At 62.7% G+C, this 26,733-nt stretch carries 30 protein-coding genes; 13 read left to right on the top strand and 17 right to left on the bottom strand.

Annotated elements, in window-relative coordinates; genetic code table 11:
- Positions 1 to 31: 31 nt before the first annotated feature.
- The gene (locus AD659_RS26240) at positions 32 to 1,228 is read right to left on the bottom strand and encodes a class I SAM-dependent rRNA methyltransferase (protein WP_003206543.1); all 1,197 of its coding nucleotides are present in this window, start codon (positions 1,226 to 1,228) and stop codon (positions 32 to 34) included.
- Positions 1,229 to 1,500: 272 nt separating this feature from the next.
- Positions 1,501 to 2,040: a type 1 glutamine amidotransferase domain-containing protein gene (locus AD659_RS26235; RefSeq protein ID WP_053126271.1), complete on the bottom strand. Its 540-nt coding sequence runs from the start codon at positions 2,038 to 2,040 to the stop codon at positions 1,501 to 1,503.
- Positions 2,041 to 2,273: 233 nt separating this feature from the next.
- Here AD659_RS26235 and AD659_RS26230 point away from each other — a divergent pair, with 233 nt between their 5' ends.
- The 3 genes from AD659_RS26230 to AD659_RS26220 are packed head-to-tail and all read left to right on the top strand — an operon-like array spanning position 2,274 to position 4,307.
- Positions 2,274 to 3,089 (top strand): HDOD domain-containing protein, encoded by an 816-nt coding sequence (locus AD659_RS26230; protein WP_162277335.1) that lies wholly within the window; start codon positions 2,274 to 2,276, stop codon positions 3,087 to 3,089.
- A 30-nt stretch (positions 3,090 to 3,119) separates the two neighbouring features.
- Complete coding sequence (mutM, locus tag AD659_RS26225) at positions 3,120 to 3,932, top strand: bifunctional DNA-formamidopyrimidine glycosylase/DNA-(apurinic or apyrimidinic site) lyase (RefSeq protein ID WP_053126269.1); 813 nt, start codon at positions 3,120 to 3,122, stop codon at positions 3,930 to 3,932.
- 54 nt (positions 3,933 to 3,986) lie between these two features.
- Complete coding sequence (locus AD659_RS26220; protein ID WP_053126267.1) at positions 3,987 to 4,307, top strand: hypothetical protein; 321 nt, start codon at positions 3,987 to 3,989, stop codon at positions 4,305 to 4,307.
- 162 nt (positions 4,308 to 4,469) lie between these two features.
- Here AD659_RS26220 and AD659_RS26215 read toward each other — a convergent pair whose 3' ends face one another.
- The 5 genes from AD659_RS26215 to AD659_RS26195 form a co-directional block, all read right to left on the bottom strand.
- Entirely contained in the window at positions 4,470 to 4,721 is a 252-nt protein-coding gene (locus tag AD659_RS26215; protein ID WP_046487844.1) for a YfhL family 4Fe-4S dicluster ferredoxin, read from the bottom strand.
- Positions 4,722 to 4,854: 133 nt separating this feature from the next.
- Complete coding sequence (gene coaD / locus AD659_RS26210) at positions 4,855 to 5,334, bottom strand: pantetheine-phosphate adenylyltransferase (RefSeq protein WP_003177462.1); 480 nt, start codon at positions 5,332 to 5,334, stop codon at positions 4,855 to 4,857.
- 316 nt (positions 5,335 to 5,650) lie between these two features.
- Positions 5,651 to 7,246 carry a GMC family oxidoreductase gene (locus AD659_RS26205; RefSeq protein WP_053126265.1) on the bottom strand — a complete coding sequence of 532 codons (1,596 nt, stop codon included), beginning with the start codon at positions 7,244 to 7,246 and terminating at the stop codon, positions 5,651 to 5,653.
- Between the two features lie 147 nt (positions 7,247 to 7,393).
- Entirely contained in the window at positions 7,394 to 7,939 is a 546-nt protein-coding gene (locus tag AD659_RS26200; RefSeq protein ID WP_053126263.1) for a hypothetical protein, read from the bottom strand.
- Between the two features lie 27 nt (positions 7,940 to 7,966).
- Positions 7,967 to 9,397, bottom strand: coding sequence for a coniferyl aldehyde dehydrogenase (locus AD659_RS26195; protein ID WP_053126261.1), 1,431 nt, complete (start codon positions 9,395 to 9,397; stop codon positions 7,967 to 7,969).
- A 148-nt stretch (positions 9,398 to 9,545) separates the two neighbouring features.
- On the opposite strand from AD659_RS26195, the gene AD659_RS26190 reads away from it, so the two are divergent.
- Positions 9,546 to 10,217 carry a TetR/AcrR family transcriptional regulator gene (locus tag AD659_RS26190; RefSeq protein WP_053126260.1) on the top strand — a complete coding sequence of 224 codons (672 nt, stop codon included), beginning with the start codon at positions 9,546 to 9,548 and terminating at the stop codon, positions 10,215 to 10,217.
- A 33-nt stretch (positions 10,218 to 10,250) separates the two neighbouring features.
- Positions 10,251 to 11,105, top strand: a complete 855-nt coding sequence (locus AD659_RS26185; protein WP_053126258.1) for a sulfurtransferase — start codon at positions 10,251 to 10,253, stop codon at positions 11,103 to 11,105.
- Positions 11,106 to 11,215: 110 nt separating this feature from the next.
- On the opposite strand, the gene AD659_RS26180 is transcribed toward AD659_RS26185, so the two are convergent.
- Genes AD659_RS26180 through AD659_RS26165 form a run of 4 tightly spaced genes read right to left on the bottom strand, consistent with a single transcriptional unit; the run spans position 11,216 to position 15,698 of the window.
- A complete protein-coding gene (locus tag AD659_RS26180; protein WP_053127106.1) occupies positions 11,216 to 12,217 on the bottom strand; it encodes a hydrolase in 1,002 nt (333 codons plus the stop codon).
- A gap of 31 nt (positions 12,218 to 12,248) precedes the next feature.
- Positions 12,249 to 12,860 carry a 16S rRNA (guanine(966)-N(2))-methyltransferase RsmD gene (gene rsmD, locus AD659_RS26175; protein WP_053126256.1) on the bottom strand — a complete coding sequence of 204 codons (612 nt, stop codon included), beginning with the start codon at positions 12,858 to 12,860 and terminating at the stop codon, positions 12,249 to 12,251.
- Positions 12,860 to 14,350 (bottom strand): M16 family metallopeptidase, encoded by a 1,491-nt coding sequence (locus tag AD659_RS26170; protein ID WP_053126255.1) that lies wholly within the window; start codon positions 14,348 to 14,350, stop codon positions 12,860 to 12,862. The genes rsmD and AD659_RS26170 overlap by 1 nt, the downstream gene beginning before the upstream one ends.
- The gene (locus AD659_RS26165) at positions 14,343 to 15,698 is read right to left on the bottom strand and encodes a M16 family metallopeptidase (RefSeq protein WP_053126253.1); all 1,356 of its coding nucleotides are present in this window, start codon (positions 15,696 to 15,698) and stop codon (positions 14,343 to 14,345) included. Before AD659_RS26165 ends, AD659_RS26170 begins: the two co-directional genes overlap by 8 nt.
- Before the next feature lie 344 nt (positions 15,699 to 16,042).
- Here AD659_RS26165 and ftsY point away from each other — a divergent pair, with 344 nt between their 5' ends.
- The 4 genes from ftsY (at position 16,043) to rpoH (ending at position 20,136) form a co-directional block, all read left to right on the top strand.
- Positions 16,043 to 17,482 (top strand): signal recognition particle-docking protein FtsY, encoded by a 1,440-nt coding sequence (gene ftsY, locus AD659_RS26160; RefSeq protein WP_053126251.1) that lies wholly within the window; start codon positions 16,043 to 16,045, stop codon positions 17,480 to 17,482.
- Positions 17,479 to 18,150 (top strand): cell division ATP-binding protein FtsE, encoded by a 672-nt coding sequence (ftsE, locus tag AD659_RS26155; protein WP_003177474.1) that lies wholly within the window; start codon positions 17,479 to 17,481, stop codon positions 18,148 to 18,150. Before ftsY ends, ftsE begins: the two co-directional genes overlap by 4 nt.
- Positions 18,147 to 19,169: a permease-like cell division protein FtsX gene (gene ftsX / locus AD659_RS26150; protein ID WP_053126249.1), complete on the top strand. Its 1,023-nt coding sequence runs from the start codon at positions 18,147 to 18,149 to the stop codon at positions 19,167 to 19,169. Before ftsE ends, ftsX begins: the two co-directional genes overlap by 4 nt.
- Positions 19,170 to 19,281: 112 nt before the next feature.
- Complete coding sequence (rpoH, locus tag AD659_RS26145; protein ID WP_003177476.1) at positions 19,282 to 20,136, top strand: RNA polymerase sigma factor RpoH; 855 nt, start codon at positions 19,282 to 19,284, stop codon at positions 20,134 to 20,136.
- 212 nt (positions 20,137 to 20,348) lie between these two features.
- Here rpoH and mtgA read toward each other — a convergent pair whose 3' ends face one another.
- Complete coding sequence (mtgA, locus tag AD659_RS26140) at positions 20,349 to 21,071, bottom strand: monofunctional biosynthetic peptidoglycan transglycosylase (RefSeq protein WP_053126247.1); 723 nt, start codon at positions 21,069 to 21,071, stop codon at positions 20,349 to 20,351.
- 73 nt (positions 21,072 to 21,144) lie between these two features.
- On the opposite strand from mtgA, the gene AD659_RS26135 reads away from it, so the two are divergent.
- The 4 genes from AD659_RS26135 to trmB all read left to right on the top strand — a co-directional run bounded on the left by AD659_RS26135 (position 21,145) and on the right by trmB (position 23,392).
- On the top strand, positions 21,145 to 21,516 hold the full coding sequence (locus tag AD659_RS26135; RefSeq protein ID WP_053126244.1) for a DUF423 domain-containing protein: 372 nt from the start codon (positions 21,145 to 21,147) through the stop codon (positions 21,514 to 21,516).
- Between the two features lie 90 nt (positions 21,517 to 21,606).
- Positions 21,607 to 21,807, top strand: coding sequence for a sulfur carrier protein ThiS (gene thiS / locus AD659_RS26130; RefSeq protein ID WP_018609493.1), 201 nt, complete (start codon positions 21,607 to 21,609; stop codon positions 21,805 to 21,807).
- 55 nt (positions 21,808 to 21,862) lie between these two features.
- Positions 21,863 to 22,657, top strand: a complete 795-nt coding sequence (locus AD659_RS26125) for a thiazole synthase (protein ID WP_003177480.1) — start codon at positions 21,863 to 21,865, stop codon at positions 22,655 to 22,657.
- 9 nt (positions 22,658 to 22,666) lie between these two features.
- On the top strand, positions 22,667 to 23,392 hold the full coding sequence (trmB, locus tag AD659_RS26120) for a tRNA (guanosine(46)-N7)-methyltransferase TrmB (RefSeq protein ID WP_014340682.1): 726 nt from the start codon (positions 22,667 to 22,669) through the stop codon (positions 23,390 to 23,392).
- 130 nt (positions 23,393 to 23,522) lie between these two features.
- Here trmB and AD659_RS26115 read toward each other — a convergent pair whose 3' ends face one another.
- Genes AD659_RS26115 through metW form a run of 5 tightly spaced genes read right to left on the bottom strand, consistent with a single transcriptional unit; the run spans position 23,523 to position 26,733 of the window.
- Positions 23,523 to 23,846, bottom strand: coding sequence for a DUF3392 domain-containing protein (locus tag AD659_RS26115; protein WP_014340681.1), 324 nt, complete (start codon positions 23,844 to 23,846; stop codon positions 23,523 to 23,525).
- A gap of 17 nt (positions 23,847 to 23,863) precedes the next feature.
- Positions 23,864 to 25,063: a radical SAM family heme chaperone HemW gene (hemW, locus tag AD659_RS26110; RefSeq protein WP_053126242.1), complete on the bottom strand. Its 1,200-nt coding sequence runs from the start codon at positions 25,061 to 25,063 to the stop codon at positions 23,864 to 23,866.
- Positions 25,060 to 25,656 carry an RdgB/HAM1 family non-canonical purine NTP pyrophosphatase gene (gene rdgB, locus AD659_RS26105; RefSeq protein ID WP_053126240.1) on the bottom strand — a complete coding sequence of 199 codons (597 nt, stop codon included), beginning with the start codon at positions 25,654 to 25,656 and terminating at the stop codon, positions 25,060 to 25,062. The genes hemW and rdgB overlap by 4 nt, the downstream gene beginning before the upstream one ends.
- Positions 25,653 to 26,087, bottom strand: coding sequence for a DUF4426 domain-containing protein (locus tag AD659_RS26100; protein WP_053126238.1), 435 nt, complete (start codon positions 26,085 to 26,087; stop codon positions 25,653 to 25,655). Before AD659_RS26100 ends, rdgB begins: the two co-directional genes overlap by 4 nt.
- A 25-nt stretch (positions 26,088 to 26,112) precedes the next feature.
- Positions 26,113 to 26,733, bottom strand: coding sequence for a methionine biosynthesis protein MetW (gene metW / locus AD659_RS26095; RefSeq protein ID WP_053126236.1), 621 nt, complete (start codon positions 26,731 to 26,733; stop codon positions 26,113 to 26,115).

Below are 26,733 nucleotides of genomic sequence, written 5' to 3'. Positions count from 1 at the left end.
CACAGCGCTACGGCACTGGCCCCGCCCGGCCTCAGCTGTTGGGCAACAACCGGCAGGTGATGCTCTTGATGTAGCGGGTTTCGGCGATGGCCGGGTGTACCGGGTGGTCTGGCCCCTGGCCGCCGCGTTCGAGCAGTTGGATGTTGCGGTCCAGGTGACGGGCGCTGGTCAGCAGGATGTTTTGCAAGTCGTCTTCGGGCAGGTGCATCGAGCACGACGCGCTGACCAGGATGCCGTCCTTGCTGAGCAGGCGCATGGCTTGCTCGTTGAGGCGGCGATAGGCGCCTTCGCCGTTCTTCAGGTCTTTCTTGCGCTTGATGAAGGCCGGTGGGTCGGCGACGATCACGTCGAAACGCTCTTCGCTGGCCTTGAGTTCCTTCAGGGCTTCGAACACGTCGCCTTCGATGCAGGTCAGCTTTTCGGCGAAGCCGTTCAGCGCTGCGTTGCGCTCGACACCGTCAAGGGCGAAGGCCGAGGCGTCGACGCAGAACACTTCACTGGCGCCGAACGCGGCGGCTTGTACGCCCCAGCCGCCGATGTAGCTGAACAGGTCCAGCACGCGCTTGCCCTTGGCGTACGGCGCCAGGCGTGCGCGGTTCATGCGGTGGTCGTAGAACCAGCCGGTTTTCTGGCCTTCCATCACCGGCGCTTCGAACTTCACGCCGTTCTCTTCCAGGGCGACCCATTCCGGCACCAGGCCGAACACGGTCTCGACGTAGCGGTTCAGGCCTTCGGCGTCACGAGCGGCGGAGTCGTTCTTGAACAGGATGCCGCTGGGCTTGAGCACTTGGGTCAGGGCGGCGATCACGTCGTCCTTGTGGGCTTCCATGGTGGCCGAGGCGATCTGCACCACCAGGATGTCGCCGAAGCGGTCGACCACCAGGCCTGGCAACAGGTCGGAGTCACCGTAGACCAGGCGATAGAACGGCTTGTCGAACAGCCGCTCGCGCAGGGACAGCGCCACGTTGAGGCGATGCACCAGCAGGGATTTGTCCAGTGGCAGCTTTACGTCACGGGACAGCAGCCGGGCGCAGATCAGGTTGTTGGGGCTCATCGCGACGATGCCCAACGGCTTGCCGCCGGCGGCTTCGAGGATGGCCTGGTCGCCGGCCTTGAAACCGTGCAGGGGCGTGGCGGCTACATCGATTTCGTTGCTGTAGACCCACAGGTGGCCGGCGCGCAGGCGACGGTCGGCGTTGGCTTTGAGGCGCAGGCTAGGCAGGGACATGACGTCGCTCCGGAAAAAAGAGCGGGAGTATACCGTGTTGCAACCTTGACGGGGCTTGTGGTGGACATGTGGCGAGCCAACACACGCTCGCTTGGCCGTAGCAGCTGTGTAGGAGCTGTGTAGGAGCTGTCGAGTGAAACGAGGCTGCGATCTTTCCCCAGACACTTGAATCGTGAGCGAAAGATCAAAGATCAAAGATCAAAGATCAAAGATCAAAGATCAAAGATCAAAAGATCGCAGGCTTCGCCAGCTCCTACAGAGCGCAGCAGGCTTCAAGCGGACAACGCGCTGAGCAACTCGCGGTTGAACGCCGGGATGTCATCGGGCTGGCGGCTGCTGATCCACGTGCCATCCTTGACCACTTCCTTGTCGACCCAGTTCGCGCCGGCATTGACCAGGTCATCCTTGAGGGTCTTGTAGCTGGTCATGGTCTTGCCCTTGACCAGCCCGCTCGACGCCAGCAACCAGCCGCCATGGCAAATCACCGCAATGGGCTTGCCCGCTGCCTCGAAACCCTTCACCAGCTTCTGGGCATCGGGGTCGATGCGGATGGTGTCGGAGTTCTGCACGCCACCGGGCAGCACCACGGCGTCGTACTGCTCGACATTGGCGGCCTTGAAGGTCAGGTCGATCGGGAAGTCGTCGGCCGGCTGGTCATGGTTCCAGCCTTTGACCTGGCCTTCGCGGGCCGAAACGATGTCCACCTTGACGCCGGCCTGTTCCAGCGCCTGTTGGGGGCCGGTCAGTTCGGCCTGTTCAAAACCGTCGGTCACCAGAATGGCGACACGTTTGCTGTTCAGGGAGCCAGGCATGAAAAAATCTCCTCAAGCTGAGTGGCTGGGTTGCCGATTCAAGCCTGTATGCAGGCTTGGTTGTCGGCCCTGTAAAGTCCGAAGCCGATGCCTGAAGGAAAGTTCCGCCGATCTACCCGGCGGTGTATCGGATCCATCTTTAAGGGTTAGAATCCCCGCCTGACCCAGAGTGTGTACTCATGTCCAAAGAGCTATCCGCCGAACAGATCCAACAGTCCTTGCAAGGCATCAGCGTGCCGCCCCAGCCGCAGATCATGGTGGATCTGCAGATGGAGCAGTACATGCCCGACCCGGACCTGGAGACCATCGCCAAGTTGATCTCCCAGGACCCGGGCCTCTCGGGAGCCCTGCTCAAGATCGTCAATTCGCCGTATTACGGCCTGCGCAACAAGATCACCTCGATCCAGCGCGCGGTAAACCTGCTGGGCAGCCGTTCGATCATCAACCTGATCAATGCGCAGTCGATCAAGGGAGAGCTGCACGACGACGCCATCGTCACCCTGAACCGCTTCTGGGATACCGCCCAGGACGTGGCGATGACCAGCCTGACCCTGGCCAAGCGCGTCGGCCTGGAGAACGGTGACGAAGCCTATGCCTTGGGGTTGTTCCACGATTGTGGCGTGCCATTGATGCTCAAGCAGTTCCCCAGCTACATGGGCGTGCTGGAAGAGGCCTACGCCAATGCCAGCGCCGAGTGCCGGGTAGTGGACACCGAGAACCGCGAGTTCAACACCAACCATGCGGTGGTCGGTTACTACACTTCCAAATCCTGGCGCCTGCCGGATCATGTGAGCCAGGCCATCGCCAACCACCACAACGCCCTGGCAATCTTCAGCGACGAGTCTTCACGCAACAACAGCCAACTGAAGAATCTGCTGGCGATCCTGAAGATGTCCGAGAACATCTGTGCCTCCCACCGGGTGCTGGGCAACCAGGCCGAAGACCACGAGTGGGCGTGTGTCGGGCCGTTGGTGCTCGATTACATCGGCTTGTCGGAATACGACTTCCAGACCCAGAAACAGGAAATTCGCGACCTCGCCTCTCGTTGAGTGCGCGGCTTCGCCTGACGCGAGAACCTCATGCCAGAACTGCCGGAAGTCGAAACCACCCGTCGTGGCATCGCGCCCCATCTTGAAGGCCAGCGGGTCAGCCGCGTGGTGGTCCGTGACCGCCGCCTGCGCTGGCCGATCCCGGAAGATCTCGACGTGCGGCTCTCGGGCCAGCGCATCGTGCAGGTGGAGCGGCGGGCCAAGTACCTGTTGATCAATGCCGAGGTCGGCACGTTGATCAGCCACCTGGGCATGTCCGGCAACCTGCGCCTGGTGGAGGTCGGCATGCCCGCCCTCAAGCATGAGCACGTGGACATCGAACTGGAATCCGGCCTGGCCTTGCGCTACACCGATCCCCGGCGCTTTGGCGCGATGCTCTGGAGCCTCGATCCGCTCAATCACGAGCTGTTGATTCGCCTCGGCCCCGAGCCGCTGACCGACCTGTTCGACGGCGAACGGCTGTTCCAGCTTTCGCGAGGGCGTTCCATGGCGGTCAAGCCGTTCATCATGGACAACGCGGTGGTGGTGGGCGTGGGCAATATCTATGCGACCGAGGCGCTGTTCGCCGCCGGGATCGACCCGCGCCGGGCCGCCGGCGGCATTTCCCGGGCGCGTTACCTGAAGCTGGCGATCGAGATCAAGCGCATCCTTGCCCATGCCATCGAGCGCGGCGGTACCACGTTGCGGGACTTCATCGGTGGGGACGGCCAGCCCGGCTATTTCCAGCAGGAACTGTTCGTCTATGGCCGTGGCGGGGAGCTGTGCAAGGCCTGCGGCACGGAACTGCGGGAAATCCGCCTGGGCCAGCGTGCCAGCGTCTGGTGCCCACGCTGCCAGAGCTGATTCGTCCTACGGTCTATAGTCAGTTATTAACTGATTTAGCCGAAGGATCGTCCGATGAATCTGCTTCGACCTGTCGTTCTCGCGCTGCTGCTGAGTATGGGTTTGCCTGCCCTGGCCAACAGCGGCAGCGGCGACCCGCGCTACACCATCCAGAACCCGCCGGCTTTTGCCATGATCGGTGATCTGCTGATCGCCCGCCCGTTGCTGCTCGCCGCCACGGTGATCGGGGCTGGGGCATTCGTGGTGTCGCTGCCCTTTACCGCGCTGGGCGGTGGGGTCGGCGATGCGGGGAAGGCGCTGGTGGTGGACCCGGCGAAGGCCACGTTCGTGCGGTGCCTGGGATGTGTGGGGGAGGGGTTTGAGCGGCAGGAGTGAAGGTCAACAGTTACATCTGGGTGTGGCTGAGGGCCTCTTCGCGAGCAAGCCCGCTCCCACAAGGGATGTGCTTATGACACAAATCATGTGAACACAGTCGATTTCTGTGGGAGCGGGCTTGCTCGCGAAGACGTCGGTACAGACGCTACAAAACCACCTGGCTCAAGCCTTGCCAGTGATCTTGCGATACTTCGCCATCAACTGCTCTTCAGTTTCCGGATGAGCCTCGTCCAGCGGGATGCAATCCACCGGGCAAACCTGCTGGCACTGGGGTTCGTCGTAATGGCCGACGCACTGGGTGCACAGGTTCGGGTCGATGACGTAGATCTCCTCGCCTTGGGAAATGGCGGCGTTCGGGCACTCGGGTTCGCAGACGTCGCAATTGATGCAGTCGTCGGTGATGATCAGGGACATGCAGGCTCCTGCCGGGGCGTTGGGCCCGGGCATCTGAAAACGTATGGGCGCAATTGTGCCGCATTGGCGAGCGCAGTGCACGCGGGCGCGATGGACTGCGCTGTGCTGCGAGGCGGCTCGCAGCGCTCGCCGTTTATTTCTTGAAGCGCAGGGTCAGCGCATCGGCCACGGCAGGGTGGACGAACTTGGTGATATCACCGCCCAACGCCGCGATTTCCCGCACCAAGGTCGAGGAAATGAAGGAATAGCGCTCCGATGGCGTGAGGAACAGGCTCTCGACGTCCGGTGCCAGTTGGCGGTTCATGTTGGCCAGTTGGAACTCGTACTCGAAGTCCGAGACCGCACGCAGGCCGCGCAGGAACACGTTGGCGTTCTTTTCCTTGGCAAAGTGAGCCAAAAGCGTCGAAAAGCCGACCACTTCCACGTTGGGCAGGTGCTTGGTGACCTCGCGGGCCAGCTCCACACGTTGCTCCAGCGGGAACAGCGGGTTTTTCTTCGGGCTGGCGGCGACGGCAATGATCACATGGTCGAACAGGCGCGCGGCGCGTTCGACCAGATCGCCATGGCCCTTGGTAATAGGGTCGAAGGTACCTGGGTACAACACTCGGTTCATCGCGTCGTCCTGGCGGGAGTCCGTTGGGGAGTCGGATGGTATCGCAGCCTACTCGGTCGGCCAAGTCGGCTGTTGGGTAAGAAAGCACTATAGACGCTGCGAATAATCCGGATATTCAGCCATTCGGTAAATCCGTGGCGAGGGAGCTTGCTCCCGCTGGGCCTGTAGGAGCTGTCGAGCAGAGCGAGGCTGCGATCTTTCCGCTGATGCTTGAATCTCAAGCGAAAGATCAAAAGATCGCAGCCTTCGGCAGCTCCTACAGCCCTGCGGGAGCAAGCTCCCTCGCCACGGGTTCGTTGTTTTTTCAATACCTGGTTCATGGCGTTTTCAGGCGCTCGGCCAGGGCCGTCGCCAGTTGTGCGGTCAGTCCGTAGACCGATAATTGCGGGTTGGCGCCGATGCTGGTGGGGAACAGCGAGCCGTCATGGATCGACAGGTTGCCCAGTTGATGATGGCGGCCCAGGCTGTCGGCGACGGCGGTTTTCGGGTCTTCACCCATGGCGCAGCCACCCATCACGTGGGCGCTGCCCAGGCGCGTGCGATACAAGGCCAGGTCGAGCCCGTCGATCAGCGTGCGGGCTTCGGCCAAGGTCTTCACATAGCGAGCGTCGTTGTGCAGGGGCATCACCGCTTTGGCGCCGCCGGCAAACTGTATCTCGGCCATGCTGTGGAAAGCCCGGCGCAAGCCGTCCCAGGTGTACGGCGAAACCGGGTAGTCGAGCACGGGCGTGCCGTCGCTGCGCAGCTCGACGCTGCCGCCGGGGCTGTCTGGATGAAAACCGTCGCGCAACAGCGCCAGCATCGCGTGGGTGTGGGGCAGCCTAGACATGTGCAAGGCGTTCTCGGGGCCGAATCCGCCCAATAGCGTGGTAGCGAGGGCCGGGTGCAGGGGCGGGACTTCGAGCTTGTAGGCCATCTTGCCGGTGGCCCCGTCCTGCCATTGGAAGTGATCCGAATAAATCGATTGCGGTGCGCCGTAGAACGGGTTGATGACCTCGTCGAATTGACCGGCGGACATGTTCACCAGGTGCAGGAAGGTGCGCTTGCCCAAGCGTTCGTATGGGTCTGGCGCAGCGGAGCGCAGCAGCAGGCCCGGGCTGTTGATGCCGCCGCCCGCCAGCACATAGTGCCGCGCCTTGACGGTGATGCGCCGCCCGGTCGGCGCCACGCAACGTTCGTCCATGGCCTGGCACTCGATGCCGGCCACGGCATCGTTCTTGATCGTCAGGCGCTCGGCCCGTGCCAGGTACAGCAGCGCGCCACCCTTGTCCAGTGTGGCCGGGATGGTGGTGACCAGCATCGACTGCTTGGCGTTGGTCGGGCAGCCCATGCCGCAATAACCCAGGTTCCAGCAGCCGCGCACGTTGCGCGGGATGACATGCCAGGCGTAGCCCAGTTGTTCACAACCTTTGCGGATCACGTCGTTGTTGGCGTTGGGCGGAACCAACCACGGCGCCACGCCCAGGCGTTGTTCCATTTGCGCAAACCAGGGCGCCATGTCGGCGCGGCCGTGGCCCTTGACGTTGTGCTCGGCGGCCCAGTGGTCGAGAGTCTGGTCGGGCGTGCGGAAGCTGGAGGTCCAATTGATCAGCGTCGTGCCACCGACCGCCCGGCCCTGGAGAATGGTGATGGCGCCGTCCTTGCTCATGCGCCCGAGGCCTTCCTGGTACAGGCTGCTGTAGGCCTGGTCTTCGAGCAGCTTGAAGTCATGGCTGGTCTTGAGCGGCCCTTCCTCGATCAGCAACACGCGGTAGCCGGCGGCGCTGAGGATTTCCGCCGTCGTGCCACCACCGGCACCGCTGCCGACGATGGCCACGTCGGCTTCCAGAGTCAGGTCTTCGGTCAACTGCGCGCCGTTGTAGGTGGTCCAGCCACGGGCCAGGCCTTCGCGGAAGGGATCGGGTACGGGCATGTTCGGGGCTCTCTTATTGTTTTGAGGTTGCGATAGACCCCTTGTGGGAGCGAGCCTGCTCGCGATGGCGTCGGATCAGCAGCATCTTTATTGACTGACACACCGCAATCGCGAGCAGGCTCGCTCCCACAGGGTTTAACTTGGTTTTCAGACCGTTGGCGGCCCTGGATACCCGCAATGCGCCCAAGCCTCGGGTCGGCTGTACCAGGCCATCATCACCAGTTGCAGCAACGAGCTGTGGCCTTGTCGCAGCAGGTCCAGCGAGCTGTTTTCCCACCGCGTGAGGAACTGGCGGATGTCATCGGCGCTGGCGTTTTCCCACGCCCCCCAGACCCCGGTCAGTGGTCCACGGGTAACGCTCAGGGTGAGCACGTCGAACAGTTGATGCGTGAGCTTGAGCATGGCGGGGGACAGGTGGGCCAGGCTTCTGTCCAGGCTCCCCAGGGTCGCGTCAATGGCGGCGGGGATCTGTCCGACGGCCACCGCGCCGTCCAGCATCACCGGGATGACGCTGCGTAGAAATGGCAGGTCGCTGTCGCGCAGAGCCGCCAGGCCGGTGGCCGGTTGGCTTGGCGAGCAACCGCTCAGGCTGGCGCCCAGCCCGACGGTGGCCAGGAAGGCGCTGGCGCCGAGGCTGAATTTGAGCAGGCCGCGCCGTGACAGCGCGGGGGTATCGGTGAGGCTTGGGTTCATTATTGTTGTTACCCGGGAAGATGCGCGTCAGCGGATAAACAGCTTCTGGATCAGTTTCTGCAACGGCTTGCCATAAGGGGGATAGATCAGCTTCGCTGCGTTGAATCGCTGTTTGGTCAGCACGCCCTTGGCCTTGCTGAAGGTCAGGAAACCCTCATGCCCGTGGTAATGCCCCATTCCCGAGGGCCCGATGCCGCCGAACGGCATGTCATCCTGGGCGACATGCAACAGGGTGTCGTTCAGGCAGACGCCGCCGGAATGGGTTTCGTGGAGCACGCGATGCTGTTCGGCCTTGTTGTAGCCAAAGTAGTAGAGCGCCAGCGGGCGGGGGCGCTGATTGATGTAGGCAAACGCCTGGTCGACATGGTCATAGGGCACGATGGGCAGCAGCGGGCCGAAGATCTCGTCCTGCATGACGGTCATCTCGTCGTTGACGTTGAGCAGCAGGCTGTGGGCCATGCGACGGCCCTGGCCTTGCTCGAACAGCTCGATCAGCAGCGCGCCCTTGCTGGTGGCATCGCCAATGTAGCCGTTGAGCCGTGCCAGTTGTCGTTCGTTGATGACGGCCGTGTAGTCCGGGTTGTCCACCAGGGTCGGATAAAACCCGCGAACCGCCTCGCGATACGCCTCGACGAACTCGCCGACGCGGTTCTGCGGCACCAGTACGTAGTCCGGGGCGACACAGGTTTGTCCGGCATTCAGGGTTTTGCCGAAGGCAATGCGTTCGGCGGCGTCCTTGATCGGTACATCGACCGACACGATGGCCGGCGATTTCCCACCCAGCTCAAGGGTGACCGGGGTCAGGTTTTCGGCAGCGGCGCGCATGACATGCTTGCCGATGCTGGTGGCACCGGTGAACAACAGATGATCGAAGGGCAACTTGGAAAACGCCATGCCGACCTCCGCCTCGCCGAGCACCACGCACACCAGGTCCTGGGGGAAGACCCGGGCCAGCAATTGCTTGAGCAGCAAGCCGGTCGCCGGTGTCGATTCGCTGAGCTTGAGCATCACCCGGTTGCCCGCCGCCAATGCCCCGACCAGCGGCCCGATGGCCAGGAACAGCGGGTAGTTCCACGGCACGATGACCCCGACCACGCCCAACGGCTGATAGATCACTTTGGCTGACGCTGGCTGGAAGGCCATGCCCACCTTGCGCCGGGAGGGCTTCATCCAACCCTGGAGATGGCGGCTGGCGTAATGGATGCCGTGCAGGCTCGGCATCAGTTCGGCCAACAGTGTCTCGTCGGCGCTGCGGTGGCTGAAATCCTGGCTGATGGCGTCGATCAAGGCTTGGCGGTCGTTGCTCAATACTTCCCGCAGTGCCTTGAGCCATTGCCGGCGTTGTTCGGCCGGTGGCATCGGGTGGGCGGCGTAGGCCTGGCGTTGGGCATCGAAGAGCGACCGCAGCTCGTCCAGTTGTTGTTGAGACTCGTGCAGGTAGGCAACGTCGGCAGGCATCGTCAGGCACCGGATATTATTAGAGTGGGTGTTTTTTAGAGCTTATACTCTAGAAAGTCAATGGCATCGGCAACGAGTGTGGGTTTTTCCTGTGACCGATAGGTCGTAAGATGCCGTTCAATGCCTTCGTCGAATTAAAGCCCAAACCATGGCCCCACGAATGAAAACCAGCGAGCGCATCGTGCAAAACAGCCTCGAGCTGTTCAACCAGCAAGGTGAGCGCAGCGTCAGCACCAATCACATCGCCGCCCACATGGACATGTCCCCGGGCAATCTCTATTACCACTTCCCCAACAAGCAGGCGATCATCGCCGTGCTGTTCAGTGAATATGAGAACCTGGTGGACAGCTTCCTGCGACCGCCTCAGGGCCGAGCGGCCACGGTGGATGACAAGCGCTTCTACCTGCAGGAACTGTTGGCGGCCATGTGGCGCTACCGCTTCCTGCACCGCGACCTGGAGCATCTGCTCGACAGCGATCCGGACCTTGCGGCCCGCTATCGTCGGTTTTCCCAGCGCTGCCTGATCCATGGCACCGCGATCTACGAGGGCTTCGTCGACGCCGGCATCCTGAAAATGGACCGGGTGCAGATCGAGTCCCTGACCCTCAACGCCTGGATCATCCTCACGTCCTGGGTTCGGTTCTTGTGCACCACGCGGGAAAATTTCAGCCACCTGAGTGAGCAGGCCATCAAGCGCGGCGTCTATCAGGTGCTGGTGCTGGAGGCCGGTTTCGTGACCGACCAGGCCCGCGAGGCGGTTGACGCGCTGTTCAAGGAATATTACGTCCCCCTGGCCCAGACCCTGGAGGAAGGGCAGTAGGATCGATCCCCGACTTAGCCACAGGAGCTCACCATGCCCATTGCGCAACTCATCAGCCCTCAAGCCCTCGATCAGCGGCGATCACAGTCCGGGATCGTCATCCTCGATTGTCGCTTTGCCCTGGAAGACCCGGATTACGGTCAGCGCAGTTATGCCGAGGGCCACATCGCCGGGGCGTGGTTCGCGGACCTTGAGCGTGACTTGAGCGGGCCGGTGACCAAGGGCGTAACCGGGCGTCATCCATTGCCGGAGCCGGCGGCCTTGATCGAGCGTCTCAAGGCTTGGGGTCTGGATAACGACAGCGAGGTCGTGCTGTACGACGACGGTCCCGGCGCCTATGCCGCACGGGCCTGGTGGTTGCTGGCCTGGCTGGGCAAGCGCGATGGCGTGTCTATCCTCGACGGTGGGCTCAAGGCCTGGCATGCCGCGGGCTTGCCCCTGAGTCTTGATCCGCCGCAGAACGGTCGCGGGACCTTCAGCGGTGCGCCGGACGCGAGTTTGTTGATCGATGCGCAAGCCCTGCAACAACGCCTTGGCGAGCCGGCCATGACCTTGCTGGATGCCCGGGCATTGCCGCGCTTCAAGGGCGAAGTCGAGCCAATCGACCCGATAGCCGGGCATATCCCGGGCGCCCAGTGCGCAGCGTTCACGAACAACCTTGGCGCCGATGGCCGCTTCCTGCCGGCCGAACAGCTCAAGCAACGCTTCGTCGAAAAACTGGGTGAGCGTTCGCCCACCGAACTGGTGGCGTACTGCGGCTCCGGCGTGACGGCGTGTCATAACCTGTTCGCCTTGTGCCTGGCAGGCTATCCGTTGGGACGGCTGTACGCCGGCTCGTGGAGTGAATGGATCAATGATCCGCAAAGGCCTTTGGCCGTCGGTGATTGAATGCACTCCCCGTAGGAGCTGGCGAAGCCTGCGATCTTTTGATCTTGATCTTTCGCTCTTGGACTCAAGTGGTTGTGGAAAGATCGCAGCCTCGTTGCACTCGTCAGCTCCTACAGGCCGCGCCCCAGGCTTGCCAGCCAATGGGGAATCCGCCGCTCCAGGTAATACCCGGGGCGCCGCAAGGTTCCGTCGACGAACCCCACATGCCCACCCCGGGCGTGTAGTTCAATCCGGGTCGAGGCCGATAATTCGCCCGGTTCGGGCAGGCTGTGGGGAAATACAAAAGGATCGTCGGCGGCCTGGATGACCAGGGTCGGCGTACTGATACCTTCCATGAAATAACGGCTGGAAGCGCGGCGGTAGTAGTCCGCTGCATCGGAGAACCCATGCAGCGGCGCCGTCACCCGGCCGTCGAAGTCCCAGAAGGTGCGCATGTTCTCCAGTGGGCCAAGCGCTGCCAGGGTCGCCAGGCCTTCGTGGCGTCCGTCGTGCTGGAACTGGCGTTGCTTGTTGCGCACATAGGCCACCAATTGCCGCATGAAGTGGGCCTGGTAGAACTTGGAAAAACCCTGGCCGATGCGATCGGCGCACTGGTCGAGGCGAAACGGTACCGAGACCGCCACCGCCCCTTGCAATTGGCTGTCGCGGCCGGTTTCTCCCAGGTGCTTGAGCAACACATTGCCGCCCAGTGAGTAACCCACCGCAAACAGCGGCGCCAAGGGCCGTCGGGCGCGCAAGTGGGTGATGGCGGCGGCCAGGTCTTCACTGACGCCCGAGTGATAGCTGCGGGGCAGCAGGTTCGGCTCGCCCGAGCAGCCCCGCCAGTTCAAAGCCGCACTGGCCCAGCCCTGGCGACCGAGCGCCTGCTGCAACCCGGCCACGTAAGGCGAGTTGGACGAACCGGTCAGCCCGTGCAGCACCAGCACCAGCGGCGCCTCGGCGCTGTGGGGGCCGTGCCAGTCGAGGTCGAGGAAGTCACCATCGTCCAGCCATAGGCGCTCGCGTTGGCGCTCGATATGGGTGGTCTGGCGCCACAATGGGCCCCACAAGGTTTGCAGGTGCGGGTTGCCAAGTCCCGGGGCGGGGACGAAAGGTTCAGATGCGGCGGACATCATTATTGTTCTCGATGCACGGGTCAGCCGTTCAGCCCATGTCCTTTGGCAAACGCTGCCACAACGCGTAATACACCCGTCCGGATTTCTGCTCGCGGTGCAAGCGCCAGTTGCCCGGCAAGCCCAGGGTGGACGGGGCGGTCTCGCTTTCAGTGTAGACCCAGGCATCCTCGGCCAGCCACTGATGTTCCTCGAGCAAGGCGCAGACCGTCGGTAACAGGTTCTGGTTGAACGGCGGGTCGAGGAACACCAGGTCGAAAGGCGTCGCCGGTTGGCTGTCCAGGTAGCGCAGCGCGTCGGCCGTTTGCACCTGGCCGACGGTGCAGCGCAAGGTGCCCAGGTGTTCTTTCAGGCTGGAGACCGCCAGGTTGCTGGCGTCCAGCGCCTGGCCCATGGCGGCGCCACGGGACAGGGCTTCGAGGAACAGTGCGCCGCTGCCAGCGAACGGGTCCAGCACCCGGGCGCCTGCCACGTAGGGCGCGAGCCAGTTGAACAGGGTTTCGCGCACGCGGTCGGGAGTGGGACGCAGGCCCGGGGCATCCGGGAAGCTCAGGCGCCGGCTGCGCCATTCGCCGCCGATGATGCGCAACTGGTTCACACCGTTGTGCACAGGTTTCTTGCTGGAATTCGATGGGCGGGCCATTAGTGCTCCGGAACCCCGAGCGGCTGCTCGGCAGGTTTGTCAGTGGGGGGCGGCAACGGCTTTTGCGGCACGCTCGGGCCGGCGGTGACGATGACCATCTTGTCGGTGCTCAGGTGTTTGTTCAGCGCAGCCTTGACCTGCTCGACGGTCAGTTCCTGGGACTGGCGCATGAAGTCCTCCAGGTAGCTCAGCGGCAAGTCGTAGAAACCCATGGCGCCGAGCTGGCCGACAATGTCGGCATTGCTGGCGGTGGACAGCGGGAAGCTGCCGGCCAACTCACGCTTGGCGTCATCGAGTTCTTTCTGGGTCGGACCGTTCTTGAGGTAGTCGGCGAACACGTCCTGCACCAGTTTCAAGGTGCCCTCGCTCATCTCGGCCCGGGTTTGCAGATTGATCATGAACGGGCCGCGGGCTTGCATCGCCGTGAAGCCGGAATAGACACCATAGGTCAGGCCGCGTTTCTCGCGAACCTCAGTCATCAGCCGCGTGCCGAAGCCACCGCCGCCGAGGATCTGGTTGCCCAGCGACACCGCGGCATAGTCCGGATCGTCGCGGTCGATGCCCAGTTGCGCGAGCATCAGGTTGGTCTGCTTGGACGGGAACTCGATGTGGCCGATGCTCGCCTTCGGTTCCGCAGGGGGCGGGGTTTTCGCCAGGGCCGGGCCTTCGGGCAGGGCTGCGGACACCTGGTTGGCGATCGCTTCGGCTTCGGCGCGGGACAAGTCACCCACCAGCGCGATCACGGCGTTGCCGGCAGCATAGGCCTTGGCATGGAACGCCCGGGCCTGGGCCAGGGTGATCGGTGGAACGCTCTCGGCGGTGCCGTCGCTGGAGTGTGCATACGGATGCTCGCCGTAGAGGCGCTTCATCAGTTCCAGGCCCGCCAGTTTGCCGGGGTTCTGCTTCTGGTACTCGAAGCCGGCCAGCATCTGGTTCTTGATCCGGGCGAAGGAGTCGGCGGGGAAGGTCGGTTTGCCGACGACTTCGGCGAACAGCTTCAATGCCGGCTCACGTTTGTCGGTCGCACTGAGGCTGCGCAGGGACGCCACGGCCATGTCCCGGTAGGCGCCGTTGCCGAAGTCCGCGCCGAGGCTTTCGAAACCCTGGGCAATGGCGCTGACGTCCTTGCCGGCCACGCCTTCGTTGAGCATGGCGTTGGTCAGCAACGCGAGGCCGGGGGCGTCGCCGTCCTGGCTGCTGCCGGCGGCGAAGGTCAGGCGCAGGTCAAACATCGGCAACTCCCGGGCTTCGACGAACAGCACCTTGGCGCCGTCAGCGGTTGTCCAGGTTTGCACATCGAGCTGGCGCCGGCTGGGCGCCTTGTCGTTCAGCTCGGCCAAGGATTGCAGCTTGTTGCCGGACTTGGCCTTGTCCAAGGCCTGGCTGGCGTTGGAGTCGCTGGACGGCGACAGGTAAAAGGCCAGGGCGCCGACCAAGGCGATCACTACCAGGCCGATCAGCACCAGACGCGATGATTTGCGCTCACTCATGAGCTTTCTCCTCGGGCAGGACGTGCGCAACGCTTAGGCGCGAGCGGGTGAAATACAGCTGGGCTGCCTTCTGGATGTCTTGCGGGGTCACGCTTTGCAGTTCGGCCAGTTCGGTGTCCATCAGCTTCCAGGACAAGCCGACGGTTTCCAACTGGCCGATGGCGGTGGCCTGGCTGGTGATCGAATCGCGCTCATACACCAGCCCGGCGATGACCTGGGCGCGCACGCGTTCCAGTTCGTCGGCGGTCGGGGCCGTGGTTTTCAACTGCTCAAGCAAGCGCCACAGACCGGCTTCGGCCTGGGCGAGGGTTTTGTTTTTCTGCGTGTTGGGCGTTGCCGACAAGGTAAACAGCGTGTCGCCACGGGTGAAAGCGTCGTAGTTCGACGAGCCACCGGAGACCAACTCTTCGCCGCGCTCCAGCTGGGTCGGGATCCGACCGCTGTAGCCGCCGTCCAACAGCGCCGAGATCAGCCGCAGCGCGTTGACCGAAGCCTTGTCGGTCGCGGTGGCGATGCTCGGCACGTTGAAGGCCAGCATCACGCTGGGCAGTTGGGTTTGCACATGCAGGGTGATCTGGCGCTCGCCGGGTTCGGCCAGTTCCAGGGGGATTTTCGCGACCGGCACCGCGCGCCGGGCAATCGGGCCGAAATAACGCTGGGCCAGGGTTTTGACCTCGTCCGGCGTCACGTCACCGACCACCACCAGGGTCGCGTTGTTCGGGGTGTACCAGGATTGGTACCAGTGACGCAGCTCCTCGACGGTCATCCGGTCCAGGTCGGCCATCCAGCCGATGGTCGGCGTGTGGTAGCCGCTGGCCGGGTAAGCCATGGCCTTGAAGCGTTCGTAGGCCTTGGACATAGGCTTGTCGTCGGTGCGCATGCGGCGCTCTTCCTTGATCACCTCGATCTCGCGGCTGAACTCCTCCGGCGGCAGGCGCAGGCTGGCCATGCGGTCGGCTTCCAGTTCGAAAGCCACGCCCAGGCGGTCACGGGCCAGTACCTGGTAGTAGGCGGTGAAGTCATCGCTGGTGAAGGCGTTCTCTTCGGCACCGAGGTCACGCAGGATCAGCGATGCTTCGCCGGGGCCGACTTTTTCACTGCCCTTGAACATCATGTGCTCGAGGGCGTGGGACAAACCGGTCTGGCCTGGCGTTTCGTAGCTGGAGCCCACCTTGTACCAGACCTGGGACACCACCACCGGCGCACGATGGTCTTCGCGCACGACGACCTTCAGGCCGTTGTCGAGGGTGAATTCATGGGTGGGTTGTGGGTCGGCAGCCAAGGCTGAAAAGGGCAGACAAACTGTGCTGAGCAGCAGGCCTGCGGCGCGGCGGGCAAGAGCATTCATTCGTGTTTAAACCTGTTGGGTTGCCCGCTAGGTCTTAGCGTCGGCGGGCGAGAGGGTGCTAGGATACTGATCCGTTTTACTGGCGGCCACGCCTATCGGGCCTTTTATCGGCCCGGGGTTGTCTGGGTTCCCCGGAGAAACGTTGGGTTTGCTCGTTGATCCCCGCGTTTTCGCCGATGATGCCGTACCAGTCCTTCGAAAAAATCGACTTTGAGGCGTCCTGGGGACGTCTCGACAAAATGTTGCGCGTGAACAAGCTGGATGAAACGCAGTCTGTTCAGCATTGAATATTTATCACCGAGGCGCCCTCGTGGCGCGTCGCTACCGTGAGATAGCCGTCCTCCATGTTTGGTTCCAACGACGACAAGAAGACCCCAGCTGCGGCTGGCGAGAAAAAAAGCCTGTTCGGATGGCTGCGCAAGAAGCCGCAGGAAACCGTCGTCGAACAGCCAGAAGCGCTGCCTGAGCCCGCCGCCGAGCCAGTGGCCGAAGAGGCCGCGCCCATCGTCCTGCCGATTGCCGAGCCGGTGTTGCAGCCGGTCGAGCCTGAACCTGAACGCGAGCCTGAGCCGGTGGCCGAACAGCCACTGACCCCGCCCGCCGGGCACACCCCCTGGCTGACCTTGCCGGTGGCGGAAGAGCCGGTCGCGCTGGTCGAGGACGAAGCGGCGCATATACCTCCACCGATTCCGGCGCCGACGCAACCTGTCGACACGCCGGTCGTCGCCCCGACTGTCGAAGCGCCAGCGCCCGTCATTACGCCTGCCGCGCCTCAATCCGTCCCACCGCCGGAGCCCGCTCCGGCTGTGGTTCCGACTCCGGCCGAGCCCGCGCGCACGGCCGAAGAGAACAAAGTCGGCTTCTTCGCCCGTCTCAAGCAGGGCCTGTCCAAGACCAGCGCCAGTATCGGCGAAGGCATGGCCAGCCTGTTCCTGGGCAAGAAAGTCATCGATGACGAACTGCTGGAAGACATCGAGACCCGCCTATTGACCGCGGATGTCGGTGTCGAAGCCACTTCGGTGATCATCCAGAGCCTGACCCAGAAGGTCGCGCGCAAACAGCTGACCGACGCCGACGCCCTGTACAAATCCCTGCAGGGCGAGTTGACCAGTCTGCTCACGCCGGTGGAAAAACCGCTGGTGATCGCCTCGCAGAACAAGCCGTTCGTGATCCTGGTCGTCGGCGTCAACGGCGCCGGCAAGACCACCACCATCGGCAAGCTGGCCAAGAAGCTGCAGCTCGAAGGCAAGAAAGTCATGCTGGCCGCGGGCGACACCTTCCGCGCCGCCGCAGTCGAACAGCTGCAAGTGTGGGGCGAGCGCAACAAGATCCCGGTGATCGCCCAGCACACCGGCGCCGACTCCGCTTCGGTGATCTTCGACGCCGTGCAGGCAGCCAAGGCCCGCGGCATCGATGTGCTGATCGCCGACACCGCCGGTCGCCTGCACACCAAAGACAACCTGATGGAAGAGTTGAAGAAGGTGCGCCGAGTGATCGGCAAGCTCGACGCCGACGCGCCCCACGAAGTGCTGCTGGTGCTGGACGCCGGCACCGGCCAGAACGCCATCAACCAGGCCAGGCAGTTCAACCAGACCGTCGAACTGACCGGGCTGGCCTTGACCAAGCTCGACGGCACCGCCAAGGGTGGGGTGATTTTCGCCCTGGCCAAGCAGTTCGGCCTGCCGATTCGCTACATCGGCGTGGGCGAAGGCATTGATGACTTGCGCACCTTTGAAGCCGAGCCCTTTGTCCAGGCACTGTTTGCCGAGCGGGAGCATTCATGATTCGTTTCGAACAGGTCGGTAAACGCTATCCGAACGGTCACGTCGGCTTGCATGAGCTGAGCTTTCGGGTCCGTCGGGGCGAGTTTCTGTTTGTCACCGGCCATTCCGGCGCCGGTAAAAGTACCTTGCTGCGCCTGCTGCTGGCGATGGAGCGACCGTCCACCGGCAAACTGCTGCTGGCCGGCCAGGATCTGAGCACCATCAGCAATGCCCAGATCCCGTACCTGCGGCGGCAGATCGGTGTGGTGTTCCAGAATCACCAATTGCTGTTCGACCGCACGGTGTTCAACAACGTGGCGTTGCCGTTGCAGATCCTTGGCCTGTCCAAGGCCGAGATCATCAAGCGTGTGGATTCGGCCCTGGAGCGCGTGGCCCTGTCGGACAAGACCGACCTGTACCCGGGCGATCTGTCCACCGGCCAGCAACAGCGCGTCGGCATCGCCCGTGCCATCGTCCATCGCCCGGCATTGCTGCTGGCGGACGAACCCACCGGTAACCTCGACCCGCGCCTGGCGGCGGAAATCATGGGCGTGTTCGAAGACATCAACCGCCTGGGCACCAGCGTGCTGATCGCCAGTCACGACCTGGCATTGATTGCGCGCATGCGTCATCGCATGCTCACCTTGCAACGTGGACGCCTGATTGGTGACGGGGAGGCCGGCGTATGAGTGCTACTCGCAGCCCGAAAGTGGCCGAACGCGTGGCCCCGAAAGCCTCCGATCCGCAGCCGCAAAAGAAAAAACGCAACGATGACGACGGCCCGGATTTTTCCACGCTGCTGCGCGCCTGGATCGAAAGCCATCGTGCCAGCCTGCTGGACAGCCTGCGGCGCCTGGGCAAGCAGCCCATCGGCAGCTTCTTTACCTGCATGGTGATGGCGGTTGCCTTGAGCCTGCCCATGGGGCTGTCATTATTGCTAAGTAATGTGGAGCGCCTGGGCGGTTCCTGGCAGCGCGCGGCGCAGATTTCCCTGTACCTCCAGATGGACGCCAGCCCCGGCGAAGGCCAGGCATTGAGCGAGCAGATCAAGGCCATGCCGGGCGTGGCCGAAGCCGAGTACATCGGCCGCGAGCAGGCGCTTGAAGAATTCCAGCAACAGTCCGGCCTGGGCGATGCTCTCAAGGAGTTGCCGGAGAACCCGCTGCCGGGTGTGGTGCTGGTGACGCCGAACGAGGTCGACAAGCCCGCCCTTGAAGCATTAAGACAAAGACTTTCCGAGTTGCCGAAGGTACAACAGGCGCAACTTGATCTAGTCTGGGTCGAGCGTCTTGCGGCGATCCTCAAGCTCGGCGACCGGTTTGTCTTCGGTCTCACAGTGCTGCTGGTTTCTGCATTACTTTTGGTGATAGGCAATACCATTCGTCTTCATATTGAAAACCGCCGCACCGAGATAGAAGTGATTAAACTCGTCGGCGGTACGGACAGTTATGTACGCAGGCCCTTCCTTTATATGGGGGCGCTGTATGGCTTCGGTGCCGGCATCCTGTCCTGGGGCGTATTGGCGTTCGGCCTGGATTGGCTGAACGATGCGGTAGTGGGGCTGGCCGGTTTGTACGGCAGTGATTTCTCGCTGGCCGGCGTGCCAGTCGCCGACGGTCTGTCGCTCTTGCTTGGCGCGGTGCTGTTGGGTTATATCGGTGCATGGATTGCGGTCGCACGCCACTTGCGTGAGCTTGCGCCAAAATAGCGTTTTTTGCGCGTATTGACCTTTCAATTTTTGTGGGAACTTGTCCTACGGTTCCCGGTCAATTTTCGCAGTGCTGAACTGCACGAGTTATGTGAGTCGGAGGTTTTTTCGTATGACCACTTCTTTGCAACCTGCTTATGCTCTGGTCCCGGGTGCGAACCTGGAGGCCTATGTGCACACGGTGAACAGCATTCCATTGCTGACTCCCGAGCAGGAGCGTGAACTGGCCGAGAGTCTCTATTATGAGCAGGATCTTGAGGCGGCTCGGCAGATGGTGCTCGCCCACCTGCGTTTTGTCGTACATATCGCCCGCAGCTATTCCGGCTACGGGCTGGCCCAGGCCGACCTGATCCAGGAAGGCAACGTCGGCCTGATGAAGGCGGTCAAGCGTTTCAACCCGGAAATGGGCGTGCGCCTGGTGTCGTTTGCGGTGCACTGGATCAAGGCGGAAATCCACGAATTCATCCTGCGCAACTGGCGCATCGTGAAAGTCGCGACCACCAAGGCCCAGCGCAAGCTGTTCTTCAACCTGCGCAGCCAGAAGAAACGCCTGGCCTGGCTGAACAACGAAGAAGTCCATCGTGTCGCCGAAAGCCTGGGCGTAGAGCCTCGGGAAGTGCGCGAGATGGAAAGCCGCCTGACCGGCCATGACATGGCCTTCGACCCGGCCGCGGAAGCGGACGACGACAGTGCTTTCCAATCGCCGGCCAACTACCTGGAAGACCACCGGTACGACCCGGCGCGTCAACTGGAAGACGCCGATTGGAGCGACAACTCCAACACCAACCTGCACGAAGCCCTGGAAGTGCTGGACGAGCGCAGCCGCGACATCCTCTACCAGCGCTGGCTGGCCGAGGAAAAAGCCACGCTGCACGACCTGGCGCAGAAGTACAACGTGTCGGCCGAGCGGATTCGCCAGCTTGAGAAGAGCGCGATGAACAAGCTCAAGGTGTCGATTGCGGCTTGACCGCGGTAACGGTCATAAAAAACGCCCCGATCAGTGATGATCGGGGCGTTTTTGTTTGTACGATGCAATCCCCTGCTGTGATCGTTCCCACGCTCTGCGTGGAAACGCATCCTGTGACGCTCCGCGTCACGCTTTGGGACGCGGAGCGTCCCGTGCTGCATTCCCACGCGGAGCGTGGGAACGATCATGCAGGGAGAGGCTTCAGCGTCCGGCTACTGGGCCCAAGGCGCCCGCCGCGCATGATCGAGTTCCAGCAAATAACCGTCGCCCCCCAGCTGGCTCATCTGCTGGCGAATCCAGCCCGCCCGTCGTAGCACATAGGGACTCGGCCGGCTGGCGCTCCATTTGCGCGGGTTGGGCAATACCGCCGCCAACAAGCTGGCCTGCTGCCGGGACAAGGCGTCGGCGCTGGTGCGGAAGTGATGCCGTGCCGCCGCTTCAGCCCCGAACACGCCGTCATCCCACTCGACGCTGTTGAGGTACACCTCGAGGATCCGCTGCTTGGGCCAGAACACTTCGATCAGCGCGGTGAACCACGCCTCCAGGCCTTTGCGCAGCCAACTGCGGCCCGACCACAGGAACAGGTTCTTGGAGACTTGCTGGCTGAGGGTGCTGGCGCCGCGAATCGAACCGCCACGGCCATTGTGGGCGAAGGCAGCCTGGATCGCGCCGATGTCGAAGCCCCAGTGCTCGGGGAATTTCTGGTCTTCACCGGCGATCACCGCGACTTTGAGGCTGTCGGAGATTTGGTCCCAAGGCTGCCATGTGCGTTGCAGATCGATCGGCGCACCGCCGAACCAGGATTCGACCTTGCGCTCGATCATCAGCGCCGTGAACGGCGGCGGCACCACGCGAAACAACAGCACGAGCACAACGCTGCCGACGGCGAACCAGAGCAGGGCTTTAAGGAATCGTCGAAACAATGTACGCAGCATAGAGATGGCTTGGCCGAACCCGTCGAGCGGGCCATTATACAGACCCTGTCCCCCGAGTCTGACTGGAGTTCCCATGTTGCGTAGCTTTCTGATGCTGGCGGCTTTTTTCGGTTTCACAGGCGTGGCGCTGGGGGCTTTTGCTGCCCATGGCCTGAAAAATCGCCTGAGCGCCGATTACCTGGCGATCTTCCACACCGGCGTCACTTACCAATTGGTGCACACCCTGGCGTTGCTGGGCGTTGCGCTGCTGGCCACGCACATTCCCGGGCGCGTCGTGACCTGGGCCGGAATTTCCTTTGTGATCGGCATCCTGCTGTTCTCCGGCAGTTTGTACCTGCTGACGCTGACGGGCATCAGCAAGCTGGGCATCATCACCCCGTTTGGCGGCGTGGCGTTCCTGATCGGTTGGTTGTGCCTGGGGCTTGCCGCCTGGCGGCTGAGCTGACCAGCAAGTCCATTTCATGACGAATGGCTTGGGTCGTCCAGACTGATCGGGCTAGAATGCCAGCCCCTAAAAATGATGGCGGCATCCGGCATGCGCATTCAGTTGAACGGCGAACCCCTTGATCTGCCCGACGGTGAAACCGTTGCGGCCCTGCTGACCCGTCTGGAACTCACCGGACGCCGCGTCGCGGTGGAGCTCAACCTGGATATCGTCCCGCGCAGCCAGCACGCCGAAACCACGTTGAACGACGGCGATTCGGTCGAAGTGGTCCACGCCATCGGCGGCGGCTAGTCGCCTCGGTTTCGCAGCATTTCGCAAAGAACCTCACCCCAACAGAGGATTTCCCATGAGCATCGTTCGTAGCGACAAGCCCTTCGTCCTGGCCGGTCGTACCTACCAGTCGCGCTTGCTGGTAGGCACCGGCAAGTATCGCGACATGGAAGAAACCCGCCTGGCCATCGAGGCCTCGGGCGCCGAGATCGTGACCGTCGCCGTGCGCCGGACCAACATCGGCCAGAATCCGGGCGAACCGAACCTGCTGGATATCCTGCCGCCGGATCGCTACACCATCCTGCCGAACACCGCCGGTTGCTTCGACGCCATCGAGGCCGTGCGCACCTGCCGCCTGGCCCGTGAGCTGCTCGACGGCCACAACCTGGTGAAGCTGGAAGTGCTGGCGGACCAGAAAACCCTGTTCCCGAACGTGATCGAAACCCTCAAGGCCGCCGAGACCCTGGTCAAGGAAGGTTTCGACGTGATGGTCTACACCAGCGACGACCCGATCATTGCCCGTCAACTGGCGGAAATCGGCTGCATCGCGGTCATGCCGCTGGCCGGCCTGATCGGCACCGGCCTGGGGATCTGCAACCCGTACAACCTGCAGATCATCCTGGAAGAAGCCAAGATCCCGGTGCTGGTGGATGCCGGTGTCGGCACCGCCTCCGACGCCACCATCGCCATGGAGCTGGGTTGCGAGGCGGTGCTGATGAATTCGGCCATCGCCCACGCCCAGCAGCCGATCCTGATGGCCGAAGCCATGAAGCACGCCATCGTCGCCGGTCGCCTGGCGTACCTGGCTGGCCGCATGCCGAAAAAACTCTACGCCAGCGCGTCCTCGCCGCTGGATGGTCTGATCAAGTAAGAGCCATTGATGACTGAATCGAACGACACGCCGGTCCTCCCGGAAGAAGGCGAAGAGCGCCAGCACCGCCGCATCAAGAGTTTCGTGATGCGCGCCGGGCGCATGACTGAAGGCCAGCAGCGCGGTCTGGAGCAGGGCGCGCCGCTGTTTGTCCTGCCCCTGGCCGATGCGCCGGTGGATTTTGACCAGGTCTTCGGCCGCTCGGCCCCACGCTCGCTGGAAATCGGCTTCGGCATGGGCCATTCGTTGCTGGAAATGGCCGCTGCGTCGCCGGAGCAGGATTTCATTGGGGTGGAAGTCCACCGTCCAGGCGTCGGTGCGCTGCTCAATGGCGTACTGACCCAAGGGCTGACCAACCTGCGGGTCTACGATTGCGACGCCATCGAAGTGCTCAACCGCTGCGTGGCCGACAACAGCCTCGATCGGCTGATGCTGTTTTTTCCGGATCCTTGGCACAAGAGCCGGCACCACAAGCGCCGTATCGTCCAGGCGTCGTTCGCCGAACTGGTGCGCAGCAAGTTGAAAGTCGGCGGTGTGCTGCACATGGCCACCGACTGGGAACCTTATGCCGAGTACATGCTGGAAGTCATGAATGTCGCCCCGGGCTACCGCAACCTGGCCGAAGACGGCAAGTGCGTACCGCGCCCGGCCGAACGGCCGATCACCAAGTTCGAGCGCCGTGGCGAACGGCTTGGGCATGGGGTTTGGGATTTGAAGTTCGAGAAGGTGGCTTAAACATCACGCAATAAAACTGTGGGAGCGAGCCTGCTCGCGATAGCGGTGTAACGGTCAACATTAATGTTGAGTGTTATGGCCTCATCGCGAGCAGGCTCGCTCCCACAGTTGTTTTCGGTTGTATTTGAAATCAGCGCCGATCCGCCACCACGCCAATCAACACCAGCACCACCAACAACACCGGCGCCAGGCTGTAGTTGTTGAACTGGCTCAAGCCCCGGACGATCCACGGCGTGGCGTAGATCAGTGCGGCGCCGCTGCCGATCATGCACAACAGGGCGATCAGCGGGACGCGCAAAGCGCCGGCGATGCTGCCCAGGCGTTGCTCGACCCAGCCCTTGATGTCAGCACCAAACAGCACCAGCAGGCAGCCCACCAATGCCAGGGAGATTTCCGACAGATTGCTTCGGCTCCAGCGGGACACGGTGGCGAGCAGGTCGAGTACCAGATCCATTCGTTTTCCTTGTTTGATCAGCTCAGAAATTTTTGCAGCAAGTCATTGAGAAACAGCTGTCCGCGCTCGGTCGCCGCCAGACGTGACGGTTCGACCTGCAACAACCCACTTTGTTCGGCGTCGCGCCGGCCTTCGGCCAGGCTTTCAAGGGGCAGGCCAGTGCGTTGCGGATAAAGCTGCGCGTCCACGCCCTCTGTGAGGCGCAGCGCGTTCATCAGGAACTCGAAGGGCAGCTCTTCGTTGGCGAGCTCTTTTTCACCGGCGAGGAAACGTTTGGCCGGGTTGAGATAGTCCTTGGGTAAGCGAGTCTTCCAGGTTCGCACGATGCGCCCGTCCGGATGACTGAGCTTGCCATGGGCGCCGGCGCCGATGCCGATGAAGTCGCCGAAACTCCAATAGTTGAGATTGTGCCGTGCCGCGCGCCCAGGCTGGGCATACGCCGAGACTTCGTACTGGGCGTAGCCGTGTTCGGCGAGCAGCGCTTGCCCGGCCTCCTGGATATCCCACAAGGTGTCGTCTTCCGGCAAAGTCGGCGGCTGGTTCCAGAACACCGTGTTCGGCTCCAGCGTCAGCTGGTACCAGGACAAATGGGTCGGCTTCAAGGCGATGGCCTGGCGCAAGTCGCTCAAGGCATCGTCCAGGGACTGATCCGGCAGGCCATGCATCAGGTCCAGGTTGAAGTTGTCGAACCCGGCCTGGCGGGCCATGCCGGCGGCGCGCACCGCCTCGTCACCGTTATGGATCCGGCCCAGGGCCTCGAGCTTGGCCTGCTGGAAGCTCTGGATGCCGATGGACAGGCGATTGATGCCCAAGGCCCGGTAAGCGACGAATTTTTCCTGCTCGAACGTGCCGGGGTTGGCTTCCAGGGTGATTTCAATGTCTGGGGCGAACGTTATCCGCGCTTCGACACCTTTGAGCAAACGGCCCAGGGCCTGGGCACTGAACAGGCTCGGGGTACCGCCACCGAAAAAGATCGAACTCAACGGGCGACCGTAGACAGCGTGTAGATCCTGGTCGAGATCGGCCAGCAAGGCGTCGACATACTCCTCTTCCGGCAACTGTGGGCTGGCGGTGTGGGAGTTGAAGTCGCAATACGGGCATTTGCGCACGCACCACGGGATGTGGACATACAACGCCAGGGGCGGCAGGACCGGCAGCGGCACCCGGGGCGTTTGTACACCGCCATGGATCAGCGGTGCGGGAGCGTCATCGATCATTGCAGGCCCAGGCGTTGACGCAGCAGGGCCATGGCGCGGGCGCGGTGGCTCAGTTGGTTTTTTTCCACCGGCCCCAGCTCGGCGCTGGAGCAATTGCGCTCTGGCACCCAGAACAACGGGTCGTAGCCAAAACCGTGCTCGCCGCTGGCTTCGGTGAGAATGCGCCCGTGCCACAGGCCTTCACAGAGGATCGGCAACGGATCATCGGCATGGCGGACCAGGGCCAGCACACACACGAATTGCGCGCCGCGCTCGGCTTCAGGCACGTCCTTGAGGGCGTCGAGCAGCTTGGCGTTGTTCGCCGCGTCACCTTTGCCGTCGGCGTAACGGGCCGAGTAGATGCCCGGCGCACCGCCGAGGAAGTCCACGGCCAGCCCGGAATCGTCGGCCAGCGCCGGCAGGCCCGAGATGCGCGCGGCATTGCGGGCCTTGAGGATGGCGTTCTCGACGAAGGACAGGCCGGTTTCTTCCGGTTCCACCTGGCTGAATTCGCCAATCGAGCGCAACTGCACCGCCCCGCCGAGCATGGCCTGCAGTTCCTTGAGTTTGCCGGCGTTGTGGCTGGCCAGCACGAGTTGGGTGAAGTTCATCATTCGCCGGGGAACAGTTCCTGGTTGAAGTTGAGGGTGTTGATCTTGTCGCCGGTCTGCACCTTGATCTCGAAAGTGCGGGTTTCCTGCTGGGGCACCGGATACTGGGCGATGTAATAGATCGCGCCTTGCTCCGTGACCTGGCGGAAGGTGAGGGGGACTGTCTTGCTGGTCAGGTCTTTCACCGTGCCGCTGACCTGGGCCATCAAAGGCTTGCCGCCCTTGATCACCGAGACATTGATCACGCCTTGGTTTTTGCTGCGAGTCAGCTCGGCCGCCTTGGCGATGTCGGGCGTCAGGAAAGTGGAGTTGAACGTGTTGTAGTGCACGGTGATATCACCGAATTTTTCCATGCGCTCGGCCTTGATGACATCGGCGGCCATGGCGCCAACGCTCAGGCAAGCGGTGATGAGAAACAACGCTAGACGTTTCATGTCGTGCTCCTGGTGAGGCCGGGGCTCACACCGCGACCTGATGATCGGCAAGGCCTGGGCTGCTGACCCGATAGATGCCTATTTCACCTAACAGATTAGGCCAAAGCTTGCTGGCCCACCCGTGGCGGTGCTGTTGGTCCACGGCCAGGCGATCGATGACCTTGGCTTCACGTTCGTGGCACAGCGCTTCGAAATCCTTGAAGGTGCAGAAGTGGATGTTCGGCGTGTTGTACCAGGTGTAGGGCAGGAAGTCAGAGACCGGCATGCGGCCCTTGCTCGCCAGGTACCAGCGGCAACGCCAGTGGCCGAAGTTGGGGAAGGTGATGATGCACTGGCGCCCGACCCGCAGCATTTCGTCGAGGATCTTGTCCGGGTAGTGCACCGCTTGCAGGGCCTGGGTCATGACCACGATGTCGAAGCTGTTGCTGGCGAAGTTGCCCAGGCCCTTGTCCAGGTCCTGCTCGATGACGTTGATGCCCTTGGCGACGCACTCGGCGATGTTGTCCGGGTCGTTTTCCAGGCCATAGCCGGTGACCTGTTTGTTGTCCCGCAGCCAGGTCAGCAGTTCGCCGTTGCCACAGCCCAGGTCGAGCACGCGGCTGCCGGCGGGGATCCATTCCTGGATGATGTCCAGATCGGCTCTCAT

The sequence above is a fragment of the Pseudomonas thivervalensis genome (genome assembly GCF_001269655.1).
Taxonomy (GTDB): Bacteria; Pseudomonadota; Gammaproteobacteria; order Pseudomonadales; family Pseudomonadaceae; genus Aquipseudomonas; species Aquipseudomonas thivervalensis.
The sequence above is the reverse complement of the archived record's forward strand: the minus strand, read 5'-3'. Positions and strand labels throughout refer to the sequence as shown.